General features: G+C 74.4%; 14 protein-coding genes and 2 pseudogenes. 9 read left to right on the forward strand and 7 right to left on the reverse strand.

Features of this window, described 5'->3' with window-relative positions; translation table 11 throughout:
- The first annotated feature begins 90 nt into the window (after positions 1–90).
- Positions 91–1,245: a hypothetical protein gene (locus O7603_RS16540; protein ID WP_281570701.1), complete on the forward strand. Its 1,155-nt coding sequence runs from the start codon at positions 91–93 to the stop codon at positions 1,243–1,245.
- A 66-nt stretch (positions 1,246–1,311) separates the two neighbouring features.
- On the opposite strand, the gene O7603_RS16545 is transcribed toward O7603_RS16540, so the two are convergent.
- Positions 1,312–1,821 (reverse strand): hypothetical protein, encoded by a 510-nt coding sequence (locus O7603_RS16545; protein ID WP_281570702.1) that lies wholly within the window; start codon positions 1,819–1,821, stop codon positions 1,312–1,314.
- Between the two features lie 220 nt (positions 1,822–2,041).
- Between O7603_RS16545 and O7603_RS16550 the strand changes: the two are divergent.
- Positions 2,042–2,194, forward strand: a pseudogene (locus O7603_RS16550) (DNA-binding protein); the annotation flags it as partial.
- Between the two features lie 534 nt (positions 2,195–2,728).
- Here O7603_RS16550 and secA read toward each other — a convergent pair.
- Complete coding sequence (secA, locus tag O7603_RS16555) at positions 2,729–5,653, reverse strand: preprotein translocase subunit SecA (protein WP_281570703.1); 2,925 nt, start codon at positions 5,651–5,653, stop codon at positions 2,729–2,731.
- A 168-nt stretch (positions 5,654–5,821) separates the two neighbouring features.
- Between secA and O7603_RS16560 the strand changes: the two genes are divergently transcribed.
- Positions 5,822–6,976, forward strand: a complete 1,155-nt coding sequence (locus tag O7603_RS16560) for a GNAT family N-acetyltransferase (protein WP_281570704.1) — start codon at positions 5,822–5,824, stop codon at positions 6,974–6,976.
- Positions 6,973–8,082 carry a GNAT family N-acetyltransferase gene (locus O7603_RS16565; RefSeq protein WP_281570705.1) on the forward strand — a complete coding sequence of 370 codons (1,110 nt, stop codon included), beginning with the start codon at positions 6,973–6,975 and terminating at the stop codon, positions 8,080–8,082. Before O7603_RS16560 ends, O7603_RS16565 begins: the two co-directional genes overlap by 4 nt.
- Positions 8,083–8,177: 95 nt before the next feature.
- Here the strand turns inward: O7603_RS16565 and raiA are convergent, their stop codons facing one another.
- The 5 genes and pseudogenes from raiA to mtrA form a co-directional block, all read right to left on the reverse strand.
- Positions 8,178–8,816 carry a ribosome-associated translation inhibitor RaiA gene (gene raiA, locus O7603_RS16570; RefSeq protein WP_281570706.1) on the reverse strand — a complete coding sequence of 213 codons (639 nt, stop codon included), beginning with the start codon at positions 8,814–8,816 and terminating at the stop codon, positions 8,178–8,180.
- A gap of 250 nt (positions 8,817–9,066) precedes the next feature.
- Positions 9,067–9,782: pseudogene (locus tag O7603_RS16575) on the reverse strand (ComF family protein).
- A gap of 5 nt (positions 9,783–9,787) precedes the next feature.
- Positions 9,788–11,602: an LpqB family beta-propeller domain-containing protein gene (locus tag O7603_RS16580; RefSeq protein ID WP_281570707.1), complete on the reverse strand. Its 1,815-nt coding sequence runs from the start codon at positions 11,600–11,602 to the stop codon at positions 9,788–9,790.
- The gene (gene mtrB, locus O7603_RS16585; RefSeq protein WP_281570708.1) at positions 11,599–13,359 is read right to left on the reverse strand and encodes an MtrAB system histidine kinase MtrB; all 1,761 of its coding nucleotides are present in this window, start codon (positions 13,357–13,359) and stop codon (positions 11,599–11,601) included. The genes O7603_RS16580 and mtrB overlap by 4 nt, the downstream gene beginning before the upstream one ends.
- A gap of 12 nt (positions 13,360–13,371) precedes the next feature.
- A complete protein-coding gene (gene mtrA / locus O7603_RS16590) occupies positions 13,372–14,061 on the reverse strand; it encodes an MtrAB system response regulator MtrA (protein ID WP_281570709.1) in 690 nt (229 codons plus the stop codon).
- Positions 14,062–14,272: 211 nt separating this feature from the next.
- Between mtrA and O7603_RS16595 the strand changes: the two genes are divergently transcribed.
- From O7603_RS16595 to O7603_RS16615, 5 genes are read left to right on the forward strand one after another with little or no spacing between them, the layout of a single operon-like run.
- Complete coding sequence (locus O7603_RS16595) at positions 14,273–15,115, forward strand: hypothetical protein (RefSeq protein WP_281570710.1); 843 nt, start codon at positions 14,273–14,275, stop codon at positions 15,113–15,115.
- Positions 15,112–15,897 carry a DUF4129 domain-containing protein gene (locus O7603_RS16600; protein WP_281570711.1) on the forward strand — a complete coding sequence of 262 codons (786 nt, stop codon included), beginning with the start codon at positions 15,112–15,114 and terminating at the stop codon, positions 15,895–15,897. Before O7603_RS16595 ends, O7603_RS16600 begins: the two co-directional genes overlap by 4 nt.
- The gene (locus O7603_RS16605) at positions 15,894–17,363 is read left to right on the forward strand and encodes a DUF4350 domain-containing protein (RefSeq protein ID WP_281570712.1); all 1,470 of its coding nucleotides are present in this window, start codon (positions 15,894–15,896) and stop codon (positions 17,361–17,363) included. The genes O7603_RS16600 and O7603_RS16605 overlap by 4 nt, the downstream gene beginning before the upstream one ends.
- Entirely contained in the window at positions 17,360–18,352 is a 993-nt protein-coding gene (locus O7603_RS16610) for a MoxR family ATPase (protein ID WP_281570713.1), read from the forward strand. The genes O7603_RS16605 and O7603_RS16610 overlap by 4 nt, the downstream gene beginning before the upstream one ends.
- Positions 18,349–19,659 (forward strand): DUF58 domain-containing protein, encoded by a 1,311-nt coding sequence (locus tag O7603_RS16615; RefSeq protein WP_281570714.1) that lies wholly within the window; start codon positions 18,349–18,351, stop codon positions 19,657–19,659. Before O7603_RS16610 ends, O7603_RS16615 begins: the two co-directional genes overlap by 4 nt.
- Positions 19,660–19,667: the final 8 nt, after the last annotated feature.

A 19,667-nucleotide genomic window follows, 5' to 3' on the forward strand; every position in this document is an offset into this window, starting at 1 on the left:
GCACGGCGGGGGCCGATGCGTGCCGGGTGCCGGAACCGGGGGCGGATAGGCTGGGTGGCCGGTGACCTGCCGACCCGCGAAGGGAACACGATGACCAAGCAGCCCGGCGGCTCCACGGCCGCGGAGCCGGACCAGCCCGCGGTCGGCGACAGCGCACCGACCACGCCGGGCGAGGCCGCCCCGACGGCGGACGCCGACCCGGCGACCGTCGACGGCGAGGCTGGGCGCGACGCCGGCGACGCCCCGGAAGACGACGGGACCGCGGCGCACGGCACCGCCGGAACCGTCGACGGGCCGGTGCCGGTGCCCGCCGCGGTGCTGCTCGCGCTGCTGTCGCTGGGGTGGCTGGCCGCGATGCTCTGGTCGACCCGCGAGGCGATCCACTCCGCGGCGGTCGGCGTCACCGCGATCAGTCTCTCCGCCTTCGCGCTCCCGGGGGTCATCTCGGCCGCGCTGGTCGCCGGCGCCGCCTTCGCGCTCTTCGGTGTCGACCTGCTCGCCCACCGGGTCGGCGAGCGCGCCACCCTGCGCTTCGTCGCCGCGATCGGCACCGGTGCGCTGATCGGGCTCGCCGCCGCGGTCGTGGTCAACCTCACCTACGCCGACAACTCGATCACCAACGTCATCGCCGGCACCACCGCGGCCGCGGCGATCATCGGTGGCGCGATGGCCGGCGCCCGCACCGCGCCGGTGGTCGGCGCCGTGGTTTCCGCCGCGCTGGGCGCGCTGATCTTCGTGGTCGCGTTCAGTCAGGCCCGGGACCCGCTCTTCAACCTCTTCGGGGCCGGCGAGACGCAGGAGTCGATGGTGAACGCGGCCAAGTGGGTGTCCCGCACCGAGTCCCTGCTCGCCGGGCTGCTCGCCGGGCTGCTCGCCTTCGGATACCTGACCTGGGCGCGGCGCCGGGCCGCCGCCCGCGGGACCGCGACCGCCCCGCGCTGGCCCGCGTACCTGCTGGCCGGGGCGGGGCCGGGCCTGCTCCTGCTGCTGGCCGAGGTGATCATCCGGATCGGCGGGCGCTCCCTGCTCGACCTGGCCAGCGCGCTGAGCGAGGCCGACGCGGTGGCGCAGACCAGCCTCGGCACCTCGCGGGTCGACAACGGGATCTGGGTGCTCTTCGTGGGGGCGCTCACCGCGCTCATCGCGTTCGGCCGCACGCTCGGCCCGGCCCGGTCCGACGACGAGCCCGTGGCGGCCGGTGACGAGCCTGCCGAGGACGCGCTGGAACCCGACGCCGCCCGCTGACCGGCGCGCCGCTCCGGCACCCGGCCGCCCGCGCCGCCGCCCGGAGCCCGCTGACCGGCGCTCCCGTCAGGAGGCGTCGCGGAGCAGCAGGTCGAGCTCGGTCACGTCGTACCACTCCAGCTCGTGATCCTCGGCGCCGTCGACGGTGAACTGGGCGTCCGGGTCACCGGCCAGCGCCTCGGCCACCACCTCGGCCGCGGCGGCGACCTCCTCGACCGCCTCGGCGCCGTCCACGTGGATCGCCGCGACGGCGCCCACCGGCACCGGGGCCGCCAGCCCGACCCGGCTGGACCCCAGCTCCGGGTCCGCCCGGCCCACCGCCGCGGCCGGCAGGTCAGCGGAGACCACGACCCGACGACGAGGGGCGCCCGGGTCGGCCCGGAGCAGCTGCAGCGCGTCCTGGGCGGCGCGGGTGAAGGCGACGTACTCCAACTCCTCCTCGTCGCCCTCGGCGTACCACTCGCGCAGCGACGGGGTGACCGCGTGCGCCTCGGCGGCGGTGAGCCCGTGCTCGCGCAGCCGGGCCAGCATGGGCACGGTCGCCGGCACGTACACCCGGACAAGCTCGTCGGTCACCGGTCGTCTCCCCGCTCAGGTGCTTCCACCGGCGTCCGCCGGCCCGGGCGCAGATCATGCCGTACGCCGTGACCGTCATACACCTCGCGTCCGACCGGTGGAAGTTCCCCCGCCGGTGTGTCCCCGCCCGACGCCAGGCCACCAGCGACCCTCCGAGCTGGGTGGCTGTCGGCAGGCGATGGCAAACCGAAGCAACCGATGACAATCGAGGGACTCCCCCGTGGAACCGAGGTTCCTGCTGCTGTCCGACGTCGCCGCCGAGCTGAACGTGTCGGACTCGCAGGTCTGCCACATGGTGGCCAGCGCTGAACTGCCCCCGATCAAGATCGGTGGACGCGGCCAGTGGCGCGTGGAGCGCGCCCGGCCGGAGGAGCAACCCCGGCCCGGGCGCACTACCTGCTGGCCGAGCTGGCCAACGCCACAATCCGGTCCGAGCCCCGGCCGTTCCAGCAAGCACAGGGCGCGGGCGTGGCACGAAGGCGCGCGGGGCGCAGGGCGCACGGGGCAGGGCGCGAAGGGGCAACGAAGCGCGCGGAACACCGCGCGGCCCGGCGGGCAATGATCGACTCGCCTTACAAGGAAGTCGGAGTGTCCCCCGGCCCGGGCACCCCAACTTCATTGAAGGCGAATTGACCTTGACCAGCGACGACAAGGGCCCACACCGTGCGACCGAGCCACAGCGCAGCGACCGCGCGACCAGCGGCCCGCGGCCCCAGCCGCCCCACCGCGTCACGGACGCCCCGGCCAGCCGGGCAACAGGACCGGACGGGGAAGGGCCGGAACGCGACGTGCCCCGGCCGAGAAGGCCGGGGCACGTCGGACGATGCGCCCGGGGTCCACCTGGATCGGTCAGTAGGCGCCCCGGGCTCCACCTCAGGGCCGGCGCCGAGCGGCGCCGGCGCGGTGATCAGGCGCCGCCGTTGGGCGCGCCGTGGCACCGCTTGTACTTGCGGCCGGAGCCGCACGGGCAGGGCGCGTTGCGGGACGGGCCGTTGCCGGCGTCCGCCTGCCCCGGGTCGGCGCGGCGGGTCGAGCTGCCGGCGACCGCCGGGCCGCGAAGCCCGGTCGCGGGGCGCTGCGGGGCCGCCGGAGCGGTCCGTCCCGGGCCGGCCGGCGCCGCCTTCGGCGACCGCCCGACACCGAGCGCCGGCGCCTGCTGGTCGGTCTGCTCCACGGTGGGCGCGCCGGGGCTCGCCTCGCCGTCGATGGTGGGGGCGGAGTATTGCAGCGGCTGCTGCTGCGGGGCCCGGTTGAGGCCCTTGGCCCGCAGCTCCACCGGCTTGTCCAGCAGCTGGACCTCCTCCTCGGCCGCCGGCTCCGGCGCCTCGACCTGGACCTCCAGGTTGTAGAGGAAGCCGACCGTCTCCTCCTTGATGCCGTCCATCATGGTGGCGAACATGTCGAAGCCCTCGCGCTGGTACTCCACCACCGGGTCGCGCTGGGCGTACGCCCGGAGGCTGATGCCCTCCTGGAGGTAGTCCATCTCGTAGAGGTGCTCGCGCCACTTGCGGTCGATGACCTGGAGCAGGACCATCCGCTCCAGCTGCCGGACGCCCTCCTCGCCGAGCTCCTGCTCACGGCGGTCGTACGCGGCGTGCGCGTCCTCCTTGAGGCGGGCGATCAGGAAGTCGGCGTCCATGCCGGCGCGCGAGCCGCCGACCTCCTCCTCCAGCTCGTCGATCGTGATGCCGACCGGGTAGAGCTGCTTGAGGTTGGACCAGAGCTGCTCGAGGTCCCAGTCCTCGCCGTAACCCTCGGAGGTGGCCCCCTGCACGTAGGCGCCGACGACGTCGTCGATCATGTTGCGGACCTGCTCGGAGAGGTCCTCGCCGTTGAGCACCCGAAGCCGCTCGGCGTAGATCACCTGGCGCTGCTTGTTGAGCACCTCGTCGTACTTGAGCACGTTCTTGCGGATCTCGGCGTTCTGGCCCTCGATCTGGGCCTGGGCGCTCTTGATCTGGCGGGTGACCATCTTCGACTCGATGGGCACGTCCTCCGGGATGTTGAAGCGCTCCATGACCGCCTCGACCGCGCCGGCCCGGAAGCGCCGCATCAGCTCGTCCTGGAGCGACAGGTAGAAGCGGGACTCGCCCGGGTCACCCTGCCGACCGGAACGACCGCGCAGCTGGTTGTCGATCCGGCGCGACTCGTGCCGCTCGGTGCCCAGCACGTAGAGCCCACCGGCGGCGGCGACCTCCTCCGCCTCGGCGTCGCAGGCCTGCTTCCACTGGGGCAGGACCTCCTCCATCGCCTTGGCGTACTCCTCCTCGTTCTCCACCGGGTCGAGGCCGCGCTGGCGCAGCTCGTTGGCGGCGAGGAACTCGGCGTTGCCGCCGAGCAGGATGTCGGTGCCCCGGCCGGCCATGTTCGTGGCCACGGTGACCGCGCCCCGGCGCCCCGCCTGGGCGACGATCTCCGCCTCCCGGGCGTGGAACTTGGCGTTCAGCACCGAGTGCGGGATGCCGCGGCGGCGCAGCAGCTGGGAGAGGATCTCGGAATTCTCCACCGAGACGGTGCCGACCAGCACCGGCTGGCCCTGCTCGTGCCGCTCGGCGATGTCCTCGACCACGGCGTTGAACTTGGCCTTCTCGGTCTTGTAGATCACGTCGGGCCGGTCCTGCCGGACCATCGGCCGGTGGGTCGGGATGGTCACCACGCCGACCTTGTAGACCTTGTTGAACTCGCCGGCCTCGGTCTGCGCGGTACCGGTCATCCCGGACAGCTTCTCGTAGAGGCGGAAGTAGTTCTGGAGGGTGATGGTGGCCAGGGTCTGGTTCTCCTGCTTGATCTCCACCCCCTCCTTGGCCTCGATCGCCTGGTGCATGCCCTCGTTGTAGCGGCGCCCGTGCAGGATGCGGCCGGTGAACTCGTCGACGATCAGGACCTCGCCGTCGCTGACGATGTAGTCCTTGTCCCGCTTGTAGAGCTCCTTGGCCTTGATCGCGTTGTTCAGGTAGCCGACCAGCGGAGTGTTCACCGACTCGTAGAGGTTGTCGATGCCCAGCCGGTCCTCGACCTTCGCCACGCCTCGCTCGGTGACCGCGACGGTCCGCTTGGAGAGGTCGACCTCGTAGTCGCCCTCGCCGTCCTTACCGGCCTGAAGGCGGGCCACCACCCCGGCGAACTCGCCGTACCAGCGGGCCGAGTGCTCGGCCGGGCCGGAGATGATCAGCGGCGTGCGCGCCTCGTCGATCAGGATCGAGTCGACCTCGTCGACCACCGCGAAGTTGTGGCCGCGCTGCACCAGTTCGTCCTTCGACCAGGCCATGTTGTCGCGCAGGTAGTCGAAGCCGAACTCGTTGTTCGTGCCGTAGGTGATGTCGCACTCGTAGGCCTCGCGGTGGTCGCTCGCCGGCCGGTTGGGCAGCACCACGCCGACGGTGAGGCCGAGGAACTCGTGCACCCGGCCCATCCAGGCGGCGTCGCGCTGGGCCAGGTAGTCGTTGACCGTGACCACGTGCACGCCCTTGCCGGAGAGCGCGTTCAGGTAGACCGGCATGACCGAGGTCAGGGTCTTGCCCTCACCGGTCTTCATCTCGGCGATGTTGCCGAAATGCAGCGCCGCGCCGCCCATCACCTGGACGTCGTACGGACGCTGGCCGAGCACCCGGGCGGCCGCCTCCCGGCAGACCGCGAACGCCTCCGGCAGGAGGTCGTCGAGCGTCTCGCCGTCGGCCAGCCGTTCCCTGAACTGCTCGGTCATGCCGCGCAGCTCATCGTCGGTGAGGTTGACGTAGTCGTCCTCGATCGAGTTGACGGCGGCGGCGATGGCCTTGAGCCGGCGCACCATGCGACCCTCGCCGGCGCGGAGGACCTTTTCCAGAATCGACACGGATCAACGCTCCCCTAGACAGTCTCGAACCATCGTAGGCGCTCCATCGGGGCGATGGTCACTGGTGGCGGTGGACCGGCGCCAGGAAACCGACATAAGGCGCGCCGGGCGCGGGCGGCGGTGGATATCCGGTTACGCCGTCGGCGAACGGTCCGGCACGATGCTCGGATGGAGTCCGTGGAGATCACCGAAGAAGGCCTGCTGCTGCGCCCGTGGCGCGCCTCCGACGCCGAGTCCGTGCACCGCGCCTGCCAGGATCCGGACATCCAGCGCTGGACCACCGTACCCCGGCCGTACCTGCCGGAACACGCCAACGGCTTCGTCACGGAGATCAGCGGACGGGCCTGGGCGGAGGGCACCGGGGCGCCGTTCGCGGTCTGCGACGCCGCCACCGGCGAGCTGCTCGGCTCCTGCGGGCTGGTCACGATCGACGCCCGCCTCGGCTCCGGGGAGATCGGCTACTGGACGGCCCCCTGGGCGCGGGGCCGGGGCGTGACCGTGCGCGCCGTCCGGGCGGTCGCCCGGTGGGCGTTCGACTCGCTGAAGCTGCGCCGGCTGATCTGGCAGGCGGAGGTGGGCAACCACGCGTCCCGGCTGGTCGCCTTGCGGGCCGGGTTCCGCGTCGAGGGTCGGCTGCGGCTCGCCGACCCCGCCCCCGACGGCCGCGCCGACGGTTGGATCGGCTCCCTGCTCCCCGCCGAGGTGCCCGCGGTCGGCGAACCCGGTCCCGCCGGCCCGGGCACCGTCGAGGCCCTCCGGGCCGCCGTCTTCGGTCGGCCACAGCCCACGCTCTTCGCCACCGCCGGCCCCACCGAGCTGCGGCTGCGCCCGGTGGAGGAGCGCGACCTCGACGCGATCGTGGGCGCCTGCCGGGACCCGGAAACCATCCGCTGGACCACCGTCCCCGACCCGTACGAGCGGGCGGACGCCGAGGCGTTCCTGGCCTTCGTCCGGGGCACCTGGGCGGCCGGCACCAGCGCCTGCTTCGTGTTCAGCGGTCCGGACGACCGGTACGCCGGCTCGATCGACCTGCGACTCAGCCCCAGCGACCCGCTGCTGGCCGACGTCGGTTTCATGACCGCCCCGGCCGCCCGGGGCCGCGGCTTCATGCCGGCCGCGCTGGTCGCGCTCTGCGCCTGGGGCTTCACCACCCTCGGGCTGGCCCGGATCGAGTGGAAGGCCAACGTGGGCAACACCGCCTCGCGGCGCGCCGCCGAGAAGGCCGGCTTCACGGTCGAGGGCACCGCCCGGGGCGGCCTGAACCACCGCGGCGAGCGCACCGACGCCTGGGTGGGCGCCCTGCTCGCCGGGGACCTGGCGTGACGCCCGAGGTCGTCGAGGCGCACGGGGTGCGGCTGCGGCCGTTCCGCGCCGACGACGCCGCCGACATCACCGTGGGCTGCGCCGACCCGCTGACCCAGCGCTTTCTCACCGGCCTGCCCGCGCCGTACACCGAGGCGGACGCCGTGCGGTGGATCGCCGAGGGCGCCCCGGCGGCCTGGGCCGCCGGCGGGGCCGCGTACGCCGTCGCCGATCCGGCGACGGACCGGCTGCTCGGCACGATCGGGCTGAGTCAGCCGGTCCCCTTCCGGGCGGAAGCCGAGATCGGCTACTGGGTGATGCCGGCCGCCCGTGGACGCGGGGTGGCCGGCGCCGCGACCCGCGCGCTCAGCGAGCACGCCTTCGCCACCGGGACCGCCCGGCTCGAGCTGCTGACCCAGGAGGAGAACACGGCCAGCCAGCGGGTCGCGCTGGCGGCGGGCTTCCGCTACGAGGGGGTACGCCGGGCGGCCAGTCCGTCGCGCGGCGGGGGGCGGCACGACCTGCTGGCCTGGGTACGCGTCGCCGACGACCCGCCGGGTCCCGCCCCGCGACCGCTGCCGGACCTGCCGGAGGGGCGGCTGACCGACGGGGTGGTCACGCTGCGCCCGCTGGAGCCGGCGGACGCGGACCTGATGTACCGGCTGCACACCCTGCCGGAGGTGGTGGCGAACCAGGCGCCGCCGGTGCCGCCGGCCCGGGCCGCGATCGAGCGGCGGTGCCGGCTGTCGGAGAGTCAGTGGCTGGTCGGTGGGATCGCTCGGCTGCTCATCCTCGACGCGGCGAGCGGCACGCCCGCGGGAAGTTGCGGGCTCTCGGTGAGTGACGCGGCCGCGGGCGAGGGCAGCGTCGGGTACGCCCTGCTGCCGGACTGGCGCGGCCGGGGGTACGCCACCCGCGCAGTACGCCTCCTCGCCGGCTATGCCTTCGGGCCGGCCGGCCTCGCCCGGCTCGCCGCCGGGACCGTGCCGGACAACGTCGCCTCGCACCGGGTCCTGGAGAAGGTCGGATTCCGCCGGGAGGGCCTGCTGCGCGGCCGGCTACCCGGCCTGGCCGGCACCCGCGTCGACGACCTGGTCTTCGGCCTGCTCAAGGCGGAGCTTCGCTGACGGCGCCGAGCGTTTCACCCCCGGATCTCGGGCACGCCGGCCGGTCGGGGAGCCGCGGTGGCGGCCACCGCGGCTCCCCGACCGACGCGCGCGGCTCAGGTGGCCAGCGAGATGATGCCGTAGTCGTAGGCGTGTCGCCGGTAGACCACACTCGGGCGGCCTGACTCCTTGTCCTGGAACAGGTAGAAGTCGTGGCCCACCAGCTCCATCTGGAACAGGGCGTCGTCGATGGTCATCGGCTCGGCGGGATGCACCTTCTCCCGCGCGAGGTGCCACGGTTGGTCGTCGTACTCGTCTTCCTCGACCCGCTCCGCGACCGCGGTGGCGGTGGCCGCCCCGTCGCTGAGCGCGCCGAACGGGTCGCTGCCCAGGTCGGCGACCGGCAGACCCGCCGTCGCGGCGGAGACGGAGAGCGGCGCGTGCCGACCCCGATGCACCCGGCGGCGGTCGGCCGCCCGGCGTAGGCGGGTGTCGAGCTTCGCGATGGCGGCGTCCAGCGCGCTGTAGAAGTCGTTCGTGCAGGCCTCGGCCCGGATCACCGGGCCACGGGAAACGCAGGTGATCTCCACCCGCTGACAGTGATCGGCCTGGCGCGGATTGCGCTCGTGGAACAGCTCCACATCGACCCGAATAAGCTTGTGGTCGTAGCGTTCGATCTTCGCGAGTTTCTCGGCTACGTGCACCCGGTAATGGTCTGGCACTTCGACGTTTCGGCCCTTGACCACGATGTCCACGTGACCTCCCTTGTTCGGACGGTCCTCGATCCGGTAACCCGGTCGCTCGCCCCAGGGGGAGGGCCCCGCTCGGCGTCGACCGGTCAGTACGGCTACGCCTCCTTTCACCGCCGGGGGCGGGTGGAAAGACCTCCTACCCCCGACAGCAAAACGCTAACTCCTGTTCTCCCGGCAGTCACCCCTGGTTGCCGAGAAGGCCCAGGATTTTTCACGGCTCATACACCAACGGGTGAAAAGGAAACACGAACGGTTACGCCGGTGACCGTCTCTTGGTCGCCGCGAGCACCGCCGCGACGAGAGGTGAACGGCCGGTCACCGCGAGCGTGCGGCTCGCCGCGGCCAGGGTGACCCGGTGGTGACGATGTCGTCGAGCACCACCAGCGCCGTCGGGGCGGCGCCGTCCCCGCGCCCGATCCGTTGTCGCGGCCGGGGCCGGAACGCCGCCTCGGCCGCCGCGGCGCGCCCGGCGCTGTCCAGCGTCACCGAGTCCGGCCGGGGCAGCGCCCGAAGCGGCCGGACCACCCGTACCGGCCAGCCGGCTCCGCGCAGCCGCTCGGCGCAGCGCCGGGCCAGCCGGTCGAGGTGGTCGCCGTAGCGGGCCCGGGCCGCCGCCGCCGTGTCCGGCACCGGGACCAGCGCCACCGGACGGACCGTGCCGACGCCGGCGGCGACGACCTCGGCCAGCAGCGCGCCGAGCGGCCGGGCCAGCCCGTGCCGGCCGTGCTCCTGGTACGCGAGCAGCGCCTCCCGCAGCGGCCCGGCGTACGGGCCGAGGGCGAAGCACGGTGGCAGGCCCGGTGGCGCGGGAGTGGGCCGGACCGGCCGGGGACGCAGAGCGTCGATCGCCTCCACGCACTCCGGGCAGACGCCGTGTCGCAGCCCCGGGCGGCGCTGCCGGCAGCCCGCGCAGTCGGCGGGCAGCACCAGGTCAGCGAGGTCCGTCCAGAGCCCGCCGAGGCCGCGCACCGGCGTCAGAAGAGGAAGAAGGGGGCGGACGGGTTACCGGGGCGCACCCCGGTCGGCGGAGGCGTCACCTCGAGCACCTGGTCGGGATGAATGCGGTCGACCGGGCTGCTCCGGTAGGCCACGCCGTTCGCCTCGTACATGAAGGCGCCGGCCGGCACCTTGATGGTCCGGTTGGTGGGGTACGCGGACAGGTGCGTCACCTTGGCGCCCACGTCGTCCTTGAGCGGGGTCTGCAGGGCGCCGTCCACGCTGACCTCGTAGATCGCCGGGCGCCCGGCCGAACCGGCCACGATGAGCCGGTCCTCGCCGCCCCAGTCCACGGCCGAGAGGTTCGTCATCGAGGTGACCACCCGCCGGGGTGGCCCGACGGCGACCCCACCACCGTCCAGGCTGACCGCCGCCACGTAGAGCGCGCCGCCGGCGATCAGGGCGATCCGCTGGCCGTCCAGCGAGGTGGCGACCGCGGTCACCTGGCCCGGCGGCAGGTTGAGCGCGACCTGGGTCATCTGTGCGCTCTGGTTGAACCGGTAGAGCTTGCCGTCGGCCACCACGAGGCCCTGCGGCTGGTGCGGGTCGGTGGCGCGCAACCAGACCGGACGGCCGATCGCACCGTGCTCCGGGCCCCTGCCCAGGACCGTCACCGGGTTGGCGCCCGTGCCCACGGCAAGCCGCTGCCGTCCTTCCGACGCCGTCACCACCAGCGCGGCGAGGACCTCGTCCGCGGTGCGGGCGAACCCGGCCGACACCACGTTCCGGTTGTCCTGGGGCCGGAGCGGCACCGTGCCGCTGGGCTCTCCGGCGAAGTCCAGCGGATGGATCGCGCCCTCGTACACGCAGAACCGCTGGGGACCGACCGTGAGCGGATACAGCGGGTGCGTCAGCCGCCGCTGGGCGAGATCCTGGGCCGGCTGCGGATTGTTGCGGATCTTCAGCTCCAGTTGGCCGTCCAGCTCGGGCAGCGACCAGGCGAGCTGGGTGACCAGCTGGTCGATCCGGTTCCGGTCGTCGCCGGACATGTCCAGGTTGACCTCCCACCGGCCGTTGTCGCCGGTGGCGTTGTTGATCATCTCGGTCCGGTCGGGGAGGCCCACCACACCCGGCCGCAGCCAGTCGGACGGACCGCCGACCAGCCACTTCACCACCTCGTTGAGCCGCCGCTCGTCCGGCACGGCGAGCGGCAGGTACCGCTGGTCGGGCACCAGACGGGTGCGATCCGAGTTCCAGAAGTAGATGGACTCGCTCTGGTAGTAGTCCTGCAACGCGATGTCGCTCAGCAGCAGCACGTTCGGTGGATCGAGGACGAAGAGCCCGCCGCCGTCGTCACCCGGGCCGGCCGGGGACGCGCTGCGCAGCCGGAACTCGTACTTCGTCTCGGTGGAGACCGGCGGCACCAGGGTGCCGTTCGCGCGGAGCAGGCCGACCTGCCGCACCTCGATGCTCACCGTCGTCGTGCTGTCGCTGTTGCCGGTGAAGACCGGGCGGTCCACCGGCCGGACCACGGTCAGCGCGACCTCGCTGCCCTGCTTCTCCTGGAGCCGGCCCTTGTGTTCCGGCGCGATGAACTGCTTGACCCGGTAGTACGCCCGGTCGGGCTCGCCGGCGGCCGCGGACATGAAGTTGCGGACGAACGCCGCGGCGTCCGCGCCGCTCGCCGTCCGGCTCGGCGGCTCGTTGCGCCGGCCGTTGACCGAGCCGGGCTCGGCGGCCGGCTCTCGTCGCTCGTCCACTCGCACGTCGGACCGCTCCGGGATCCCACAGCCGGTGATCCCGGCGACCGCGAGGGTGCCGCAGAGCGCCCCGGCCACGATCCGTCGCCTCATGAACGCACCTCCGCCCGCGCGGTGTCCGGGTCCCCGGTCGGCACCGGGGTGATGGCCAGCGCGCCGCTGCCGGACCCGGTGGCCAGCGGGCCGCCGTCACGCGGGCCGCCGAAGGGCAGTCGGGCGTCCCCGGGCACCAGGCGCAGCGGCGAGGTGGTCAGCCGGTCCCCGGCCCGGGCCGGCAGGGTCAGCCGGAACTGGGCGCCCTGGCCCGGCGCACCCCACGCCTCCAGCCAGCCGCCGTGCAGCCGGGCGTCCTCCAGGCTGATCGACAGGCCGAGCCCGGTGCCGCCGGTCTGCCGGGCCCGCGACGGGTCGGCCCGCCAGAACCGGTTGAACACCAGCTTCTCCTCGCCGGGCTTGAGCCCCACGCCGTGGTCGCGCACGGTGATCGCCACCGCGGTGTCGTCCACGCCCAGCGTGATCAGGACCGGCCGCCCCTCACCGTGCTCGACGGCGTTGCCGACCAGGTTGCGCAGGACGCGCTCGACCCGGCGCGGATCCACCTCGGCGATCACCTCGGCACCCGGCAGGTCCAGCTCGATCGGTACGCCGACCCGCTCGGCGAGCCCGGCCAGCCGGTCCACCACCCGGTGCACCACCGGCACCAGGTCGGTCGGCTCGGCGTCCAGCATCGCGAAGCCCGCGTCGAAGCGGCTGATCTCCAGCAGGTCGGTGAGCAGCTCCTCGAACCGGTCCAGCTCGGCCTGGAGCAGCTCGGCGCTGCGCGCCACCGCCGGGTCGAACTCGTCGCGCTCAGCGAAGATCAGGTCGGCCGCCATCCGGACCGTGGTGAGCGGGGTACGCAGCTCGTGCGAGACGTCCGAGGTGAACCGGCGCTGCAACCGGGACATCTCCTCCAGCCGCATGATCTGCCGCTGGAGGTTCGTGGCCATCTGGTTGAACGAGGCGGCGAGCAACGCCAGGTCGTCCTCCCCGTTGACCACCATCCGCTGGTCGAGCAGGCCCGCGGAGAGCCGCTGGGCCGTCCGGGCCGCCACCCGCACCGGGTTCACCACCAGCCGGGTCACCAGGGCCGCCAGCAGCCCGAGCAGCACCACGAGGGCGACACCGGTGGCCACCACGGTGGCCCGGGCGTCCGCCGCGGTGGCGTCCTGCCGGGCCAGGGGCACGAGGTAGTAGAGCTCGACCTGGCCGAACCGGGTCGGCACCGGCGAGCCGTAGACCAGGTATTTCGTCCGGTCGCCGGTCAGCCGGCCGGTGCTGATCTGGCTGGCCACGTTGCCGTCGGCGACCGCGGCCCGCAGCTCGCGGCTGATCAGCGGCTGGACGTTGACCGCTGGGGCCGTCCGGGTCTGGATCACGCCGGGGTAGCGGTCCGCGGTGATGGCCACCACGACCCCACTGGTCTGCTGCGGATCTCCGCCGGCCAGGTAGTTGACCGTGCCCTCGATGGTCTCCTGGAGCTGGGCCTCCTGCGGCTGGCCGTAGAGGTAGACCTGTTTCGCCGCGTAGTCCGCTCCGCTGTTCAGCCGCAGCCGGACGTCCGTCTTGGCGTTCTCCAGCAGGATGTTGGTGATCTTGTCAGCGATCAGGTAGGCGAACCCGCCCACCAGCAGGCTGGACGCGACCAGCGTGATGGTGACCACCCGGACCTGGAGCGAGCGGCGCCAGGTCTGGTGCACGCCGGCGACCAGCCGGGCGCCCCGCCCGGCCAACCCACGCCATAGCTCCCCGACGGCGCCACGCCGACGGGGAGTCGTTGACTCGGGGTGCGGGAGCGGGGAGGAGGCCACAGTGCGACCAGGCTATCCGGTACCCGCCTTGTAGCCCACGCCCCGCACTGTGAGGATGATTTCCGGCCGCTCCGGATCTGGCTCGATCTTGGCCCGGAGCCGCTGCACGTGCACGTTGACCAGCCGGGTGTCGGCGGCGTGCCGGTAGCCCCAGACCTGCTCCAGCAGCACCTCCCGGGTGAAGACCTGACGCGGCTTGCGGGCGAGCGCGACCAGCAGATCGAACTCCAGCGGCGTCAGCTTCACCTCGTCGCCGTCGCGACTGACCGTGTGCGCCGGCACGTCGATGCTGATCTGGTTGCCGGGCGGACCGATGGTCAGCATCTCCGGCGCCACGTCCTCGCCCCGCCGCAGCCGGGCCCGCATCCGGGCGACCAACTCCTTCGGCTTGAACGGCTTGACGACGTAGTCGTCGGCCCCGGACTCCAGCCCCAGCACCACGTCGACGGTGTCGCTCTTGGCCGTCAGCATCACGATCGGGACGCCCGATTCGCCCCGGATCGCCCGTGCCACGTCGATACCGCTCATTCCGGGCAGCATCAGGTCGAGCAGGACGATGTCGGGCCGGTTGTCGCGGAACGCGGCGAGTGCCCGTTCCCCGTCGGCAACGAAGGACGGGAGGAAACCTTCGCTGCGCAGCACGATGCCGAGCATCTCGGCGAGCGCGGGGTCGTCGTCGACCACCAGTACCCGGGCTCTCATGGGATTAATTTTCCATCCCCATTCACATCTGTGGGATCGGCGTTCGGCCGGAACGGTACCGCCGCGGGCAAGCTTGCCACAGTGAACCCGCGCCGCCGAGCGACCGCGCGCGGCACGGACCTGCGGTCCACCGGATCGGGCTGCGCGTGTCACCATGATCCCTGCGTGCGCCGCCGCGCGCCACCGTCGCTCGTTTCCCCCAGGAGTACGCGTGCCCGACGCCGGCCCGATCGCCGTGCTCCCGCGCCGCCCGCTCACCGTGGGCGAGCTGCTGGACTCGGCGGTCCTGCTGCTGCGTGAACAGGCCCGCGTGCTGGTGCCACTCGCCGCCCTGCTCGCCGCGGCCGAGCAACTCCTGTTGCTGCCGTTGCGCCTGGCGGCCGGCAGCGAGCCGCCGATCTGGTGGTTCGCCACCGGTCAGTTCTCCGCGTACTGGCTGCTGCTGGCCGTCGGCGCCGCGGCCGAAGGGCTGATCATCGCGCTGCTCGGCAACCCGGCCTCCCGCGCCGCCGCGGCCGCCCTGCTCGGCCGGCGGGCCGGCGCCCGTGAACTGCTCCGCCCCGCCGGTGCCCGGTGGGGCGCCACGGTCCCGCTCGCGCTGGTGGTCGGTGCCCTGATGCTCACCGCCGCGCTCTGCGGACCGGCCTGGTTCGTCGGCTTCGCCCTGCTCGGCGCGGTCGTGCCGGCACTCGCCGTCGACCGGGTCCCGGTGCTGCGCGCGCTACCCCGTGCCGTCGCCCTGGCCACGCGAGGCGGGGCCCGGGCGGGCCTTGTCCGGATCCTCGGCTACGTCGGCTGGTGGATCCTCCGGGTCGGCCTGGCGGTCGGCGCCCTCTTCGGGTTGGCCGAGCTGGACCTCATCGACAGCCCCCAGTCCGTACCGGCCGGCCTGCTGGTCTGGGCCGGGGTGAACACGATCGCCTACCCGGCGCTGGCCTGCCTCGACGCGGTGCTGCACCTGGAGACCCGGATGCGCACCGAGGGTCTGGACATCCTGCTCTCCCGCGCCCCGGCCGGCACGCCGGAGCCGGTCCTGCTGGCGGCGGACCGATGAGCTTCAGCCGCTGGTGGACGGAGACCACCGCGACGCTCGGCGACCGCGTCCCGCTGCCGGCGGTCCTGCTCCTGTTGCTCGTCGCGGCGGCGCTGGCCGCGCTGGCCTGGCACACCTTCCCGGCCTGGGTGCCGCGCCGGCTGCCCCGCCTCCGGCTTCCGCGCCTCCGGCTACCCCGACTCCGCCTCCGGCTGCCCCGCTTCCGGCTGCCGAGGCTGCGGTTGCCCCGACTCCGGCGCTGCCCCCGGCCCGACCGGAAGGCCACGCCGGCCGCCGAACCGGCGCCGCCCGCGCCGCAGGACGTCCCGACCGGGCCCGCCCCCGCCCACCTGTCGCTCGCCGACCGGCTCGCCGCAGAGGGCCGCTACGCGGAGGCGGTACGGGAGCGGCTGCGCGACATGATCGCCGAGCTGGTCGCCCGGCAGGTGGTTTCCCTCCAGCCCGGGCTCACCGTGATCGAGGTCGTGTCGGCCGCGGCCCGGAACCGGCCACCCACCGGCCCACCCGTGGCCGCCGCCGGCGCGATCTTCGCCGACCTCTGGTACGCGCAGCGCCCCGCCTCGGCCGAGCACGACCGCCGCATGCGGGACCTCGCCGCCGACCTGCACCGGGTGCTCACCGGCCCGCCGGGCACCACGTTGCCGCGCCCCACCGCGCTCCCCGCCGTCGCACCGCCCCCGGCGGTGCCCGCCGGGCCGCCGGCCACCTCCCCGCCCGCGGTGCCGCCGGCCGCCCCGCACACCGTTCCCGAGCAGGCCGCCGCGCGGGAGGATCGACCGTGACCGCCGCACCCCAGACCGCCGGCGCACCGGCCGGCGCACCGGGCCGGACACGCCCCGCGGCCGCTCCGCCGGCCCGGCAACGCCGCCGCTGGCACCGGGTGGCGATCCCGTTCGGGCTGGTCGCCGCGCTGGTCGTCACCAGCCTGGTCACCCGGGCGCTGGACCGGCCCGACCCCGGCGACCGGGGCTACCTCTCCCCCGTGGAGACCGGCGAGCACGGCGGCAGCCGGCTCGCCGAGGCCCTGCGCCAGCGCGGTGTCAACGTCCAGCGCGAGACCGACACCCTCGCCGCGCTGCGGGCCACCCGCGCCGGGTCGGCCACCCTCTTCGTGCCGGCTCCCGACCTGCTGCATCCGGACACCCTGGGTGGCCTGGCCACCCTGCCCGGCGGCACCCGCCTGGTGCTGGTGGACCCGTCCCGGCGCGTACTGGCCGGCGCCGACGTGCCGCTGACCCGCACGGACCGGCGGTGGACCACCAGGGTGACCGGCCCGGAGACCGCCGGTCGACCCTGCCCGCTCGCCGAGTTGGGACCGGTGCGCCAGGCCGCCGCGGAGCGCCAGCGGTACGCCTCCGACGGCACCGCCACCGCCGACCTGTGCTTCGCCGCCGGGCTGGCCCGGGTTCCCGGGTCGGCCGAGACGGTGGTCGCCGGGGCCGACGACCCCTTCCGCAACAACCGGATCGGCGAACAGGACAACCAGGCGCTGGCCACCGCCGTCCTCGGCGCACGCGGCCGGGTGATCTGGCTCGACCTGGACGGTCCCGCCCCACCCCCGCCGTTCGCGGGCAGCAGCGGCCCGGCCGGCTCGTCGGCACCGGACGGCTCCCAGGGCGACAACGGCCCCGGCAACGGCGGCCGCCCGGGGCGTGGCGACGGACAGCCCGGCGGGTCGGGAAACGGATCCGACAACTCGTCCGGGCAGGGCGACGGAGACCAGGGATCGGCCGACGGCCCACCCGACCAGGACCCGCCGAACCCGCTCTGGAACGCGTTCCCGCTCTGGTTCTGGGCGCTGCTGGCGCAGCTCGCGCTGGCCCTGCTGCTGGCCGCGCTCTGGCGGGCCCGCCGGCTCGGACCACCGGCCCCGGAACCACTGCCGGTGACCGTACGCTCCGCCGAGACGGTGCTCGGGCGAGCCCGGCTCTACCGCCGGGCCGGCGCCCGCGGACCGGCCGCCCGGACCCTGCGGGCCGCCGCCCTGGCCCGCCTGCTGCCCCGGCTGAACCTGCCGGCCGACACCCCACCCGACGGGGTGGCCACGGCCGTGGCCGCCCGCACCGGCGACGACCCGGGCTGGACCGAGGACGTGCTGTTCGGCGACGACCCGGCCACCGACCAGGAACTGCTGGACCTGGCCCAGGCACTGGACCGGGTCACCCGTACCGTCGCCGGCGTCCCGCCCGACGCGCCGCACCCCGCCGCCGCGCCCCGAACCGACCCGACCGAAGGAGGACCCCGGTGACCCGACCCACCGGAACCGCCGAGCTGCCGACCACCGGCCCCGACGACGCCCGCGCCGCCCTGCACCGGCTGCGGGCCGAGGTCGGCAAGGCGGTCGTCGGCCAGGACTCGGTGGTCACCGGGCTGGTGATCGCCCTGCTCTGTCGGGGGCACGTGCTGCTGGAGGGCGTACCGGGGGTGGCCAAGACGCTGCTGATCCGCACCGTGGCCACCGCGCTGGATCTGGACTCCAAGCGGGTGCAGTTCACCCCGGACCTGATGCCCGGCGACGTCACCGGCTCGCTGATCTTCGACCCGCACACCGCGGCGTTCACGTTCCGCGAAGGGCCGGTCTTCACCAACCTGCTGCTCGCCGACGAGATCAACCGGACGCCGCCGAAGACGCAGTCGGCGTTGCTCGAGGTGATGGAGGAGCGGCAGGTGTCGGTCGAGGGCGCCCGGCGTCCGCTGCCCGACCCGTTCATCGTGGCCGCCACCCAGAACCCGATCGAGTACGAGGGCACCTACCCGCTGCCCGAGGCCCAGCTGGACCGGTTCCTGCTCAAGCTCACCGTGCCGCTGCCGACCCGCGAGGAGGAGCTGGGCGTGCTCCGCGCGCACCACGCCGGCTTCGACCCGCGCGACCTGGCCGCCGCCGGCGTACGCCCGGTGGCCACCGCGGCGGACCTCGCCGCCGCCCGCGCCGCCGTCGGCGGGGTGCACGTGGCCGAGCCACTCCTCGGCTACCTCGTCGACCTGTGCCGGGCCACCCGCGGCACCCCCGCGCTGGAGCTGGGCGCCTCGCCACGCGGCGCGACCGCGCTGCTGAACACCGCCAAGGCGTGGGCCTGGCTGGCCGGCCGCGACCACGTCATCCCGGACGACGTGAAGGCGGTGGCCCGCCCGACCCTGCGGCACCGCCTGCGGCTGCGGCCCGAGGTGGAGCTGGAGGGCGTCGGTGTCGACGCGGTGCTGGACACGGTGCTCGCCACCGTGCCGACGCCGCGATGACCTGGCGGGCGGCGCTGCTGCTGGCGGCCGGGGCGCTGACCCTGCCGCTCTGGCCGTCGCCGTTCGCCGGCGTGCTGGTGATGACCGGCGCGGTGCTGCTCCTCGTGGCGGTGGACCGGCTGCTGGCGGCCCCGCCGGCGGCGCTCACCGTCGAACGCGAGGGCGACCGGGTGGTGCGGCTCGGTGGCACCGCGACCGTCGCGCTCCGGCTCGGCAACCCCTCCGGGCGTACACTGCGCGCCCAGGTGCGCGACGCCTGGGTGCCCTCGGCCGGCGCGGTCCCGCACACCCCACCGCGGCGGTTGGTCACGGTGGCTCCCGGTGACACGGTGCTACTGCCCAGCCGGCTGACCCCAACCCGACGCGGCGACCGGCCGGCAGCCGCGCTCACCGTACGCTCGCTCGGCCCGCTGCGGCTCGCGTACCGCCAACGCGCCGGGCGGCCCGCCACCCCGCCGTGGACGCTGCGGGTACTGCCCCGCTTCGACTCCCGCCGACACCTGCCGGAGAAGCTCGCCCGGCTGCGGGTCATCGACGGCACCCAGGTCAGCCGGGGCCGCGGCCAGGGCACCGAGTTCGACACGCTGCGCGAGTACGTGGTCGGCGACGACGTCCGGTCGATCGACTGGCGGGCCAGCGCCCGGCAGGCCGACGTGCTGGTACGCACCTGGCGGCCGGAGCGGGACCGGCGGCTGGTGTGCGTGCTCGACACCGGCCGCACCTCGGCGGTCCGGGTCGGCGACGAGCCGCGGCTGGACACCGCGATCGACGCGGCGCTGCTGCTCACCGCACTCGCCGCCCGGGCCGGCGACCGGGTGGACCTGCTCGCCGCCGACACCGCGATCCGCGCCACGGTCACCGGCACCGGCCGGCCGGCGCTGCTCCCCCGGCTGGTGCATGCGCTCGCCCCGCTCCAGCCCGCGCTCGTCGAGACCGACTTCGAGCTGATCGCCGGCGAGGTGCTGCGCCGGCAACGCCAGCGCAGCCTGGTGGTCCTCTTCACCGCGCTGGAGGCGGGCGCGCTGGGCGAGGGCCTGCTGCCGGTGCTGCCCCGCCTGGCCGCCCGGCACAAGGTGCTGATCGCGGCGATCCACGACCCGGTGCTCGCGGAGTTGACCACCGGCACCCCGGCCCGGCCCGAGGACGCGTACGCGGCGGCGGCCGGCTGGCGGGCCCTGGGCGAACGGGACCGGGTGCGCGCCGCCCTGGCCCGCTACGGCGTCACCGTGGTCGACGCCCCCGCCGGCGCCCTGGCCACCACCCTCGCCGACACCTACCTACGCCTGAAGTCCCTGGGCCAGCTCTGACCCCACCA

Source organism: Micromonospora sp. WMMD812, from assembly GCF_027497215.1.
Classification (GTDB): Bacteria; Actinomycetota; Actinomycetes; order Mycobacteriales; family Micromonosporaceae; genus Micromonospora.

Bases quoted from the DNA above. Each gene is read 5' to 3' on its own strand.
- O7603_RS16540 (WP_281570701.1), top strand. From the start codon at position 91: ATGACCAAGCAGCCCGGCGGCTCCACGGCCGCGGAGCCGGACCAGCCC.
- O7603_RS16560 (WP_281570704.1), top strand. From the start codon at position 5,822: ATGGAGTCCGTGGAGATCACCGAAGAAGGCCTGCTGCTGCGCCCGTGG.
- O7603_RS16580 (WP_281570707.1), bottom strand. From the start codon at position 11,602: ATGAGGCGACGGATCGTGGCCGGGGCGCTCTGCGGCACCCTCGCGGTC.
- mtrA (WP_281570709.1), bottom strand. From the start codon at position 14,061: ATGAGAGCCCGGGTACTGGTGGTCGACGACGACCCCGCGCTCGCCGAG.
- O7603_RS16600 (WP_281570711.1), top strand. From the start codon at position 15,112: ATGAGCTTCAGCCGCTGGTGGACGGAGACCACCGCGACGCTCGGCGAC.
- O7603_RS16615 (WP_281570714.1), top strand. From the start codon at position 18,349: ATGACCTGGCGGGCGGCGCTGCTGCTGGCGGCCGGGGCGCTGACCCTG.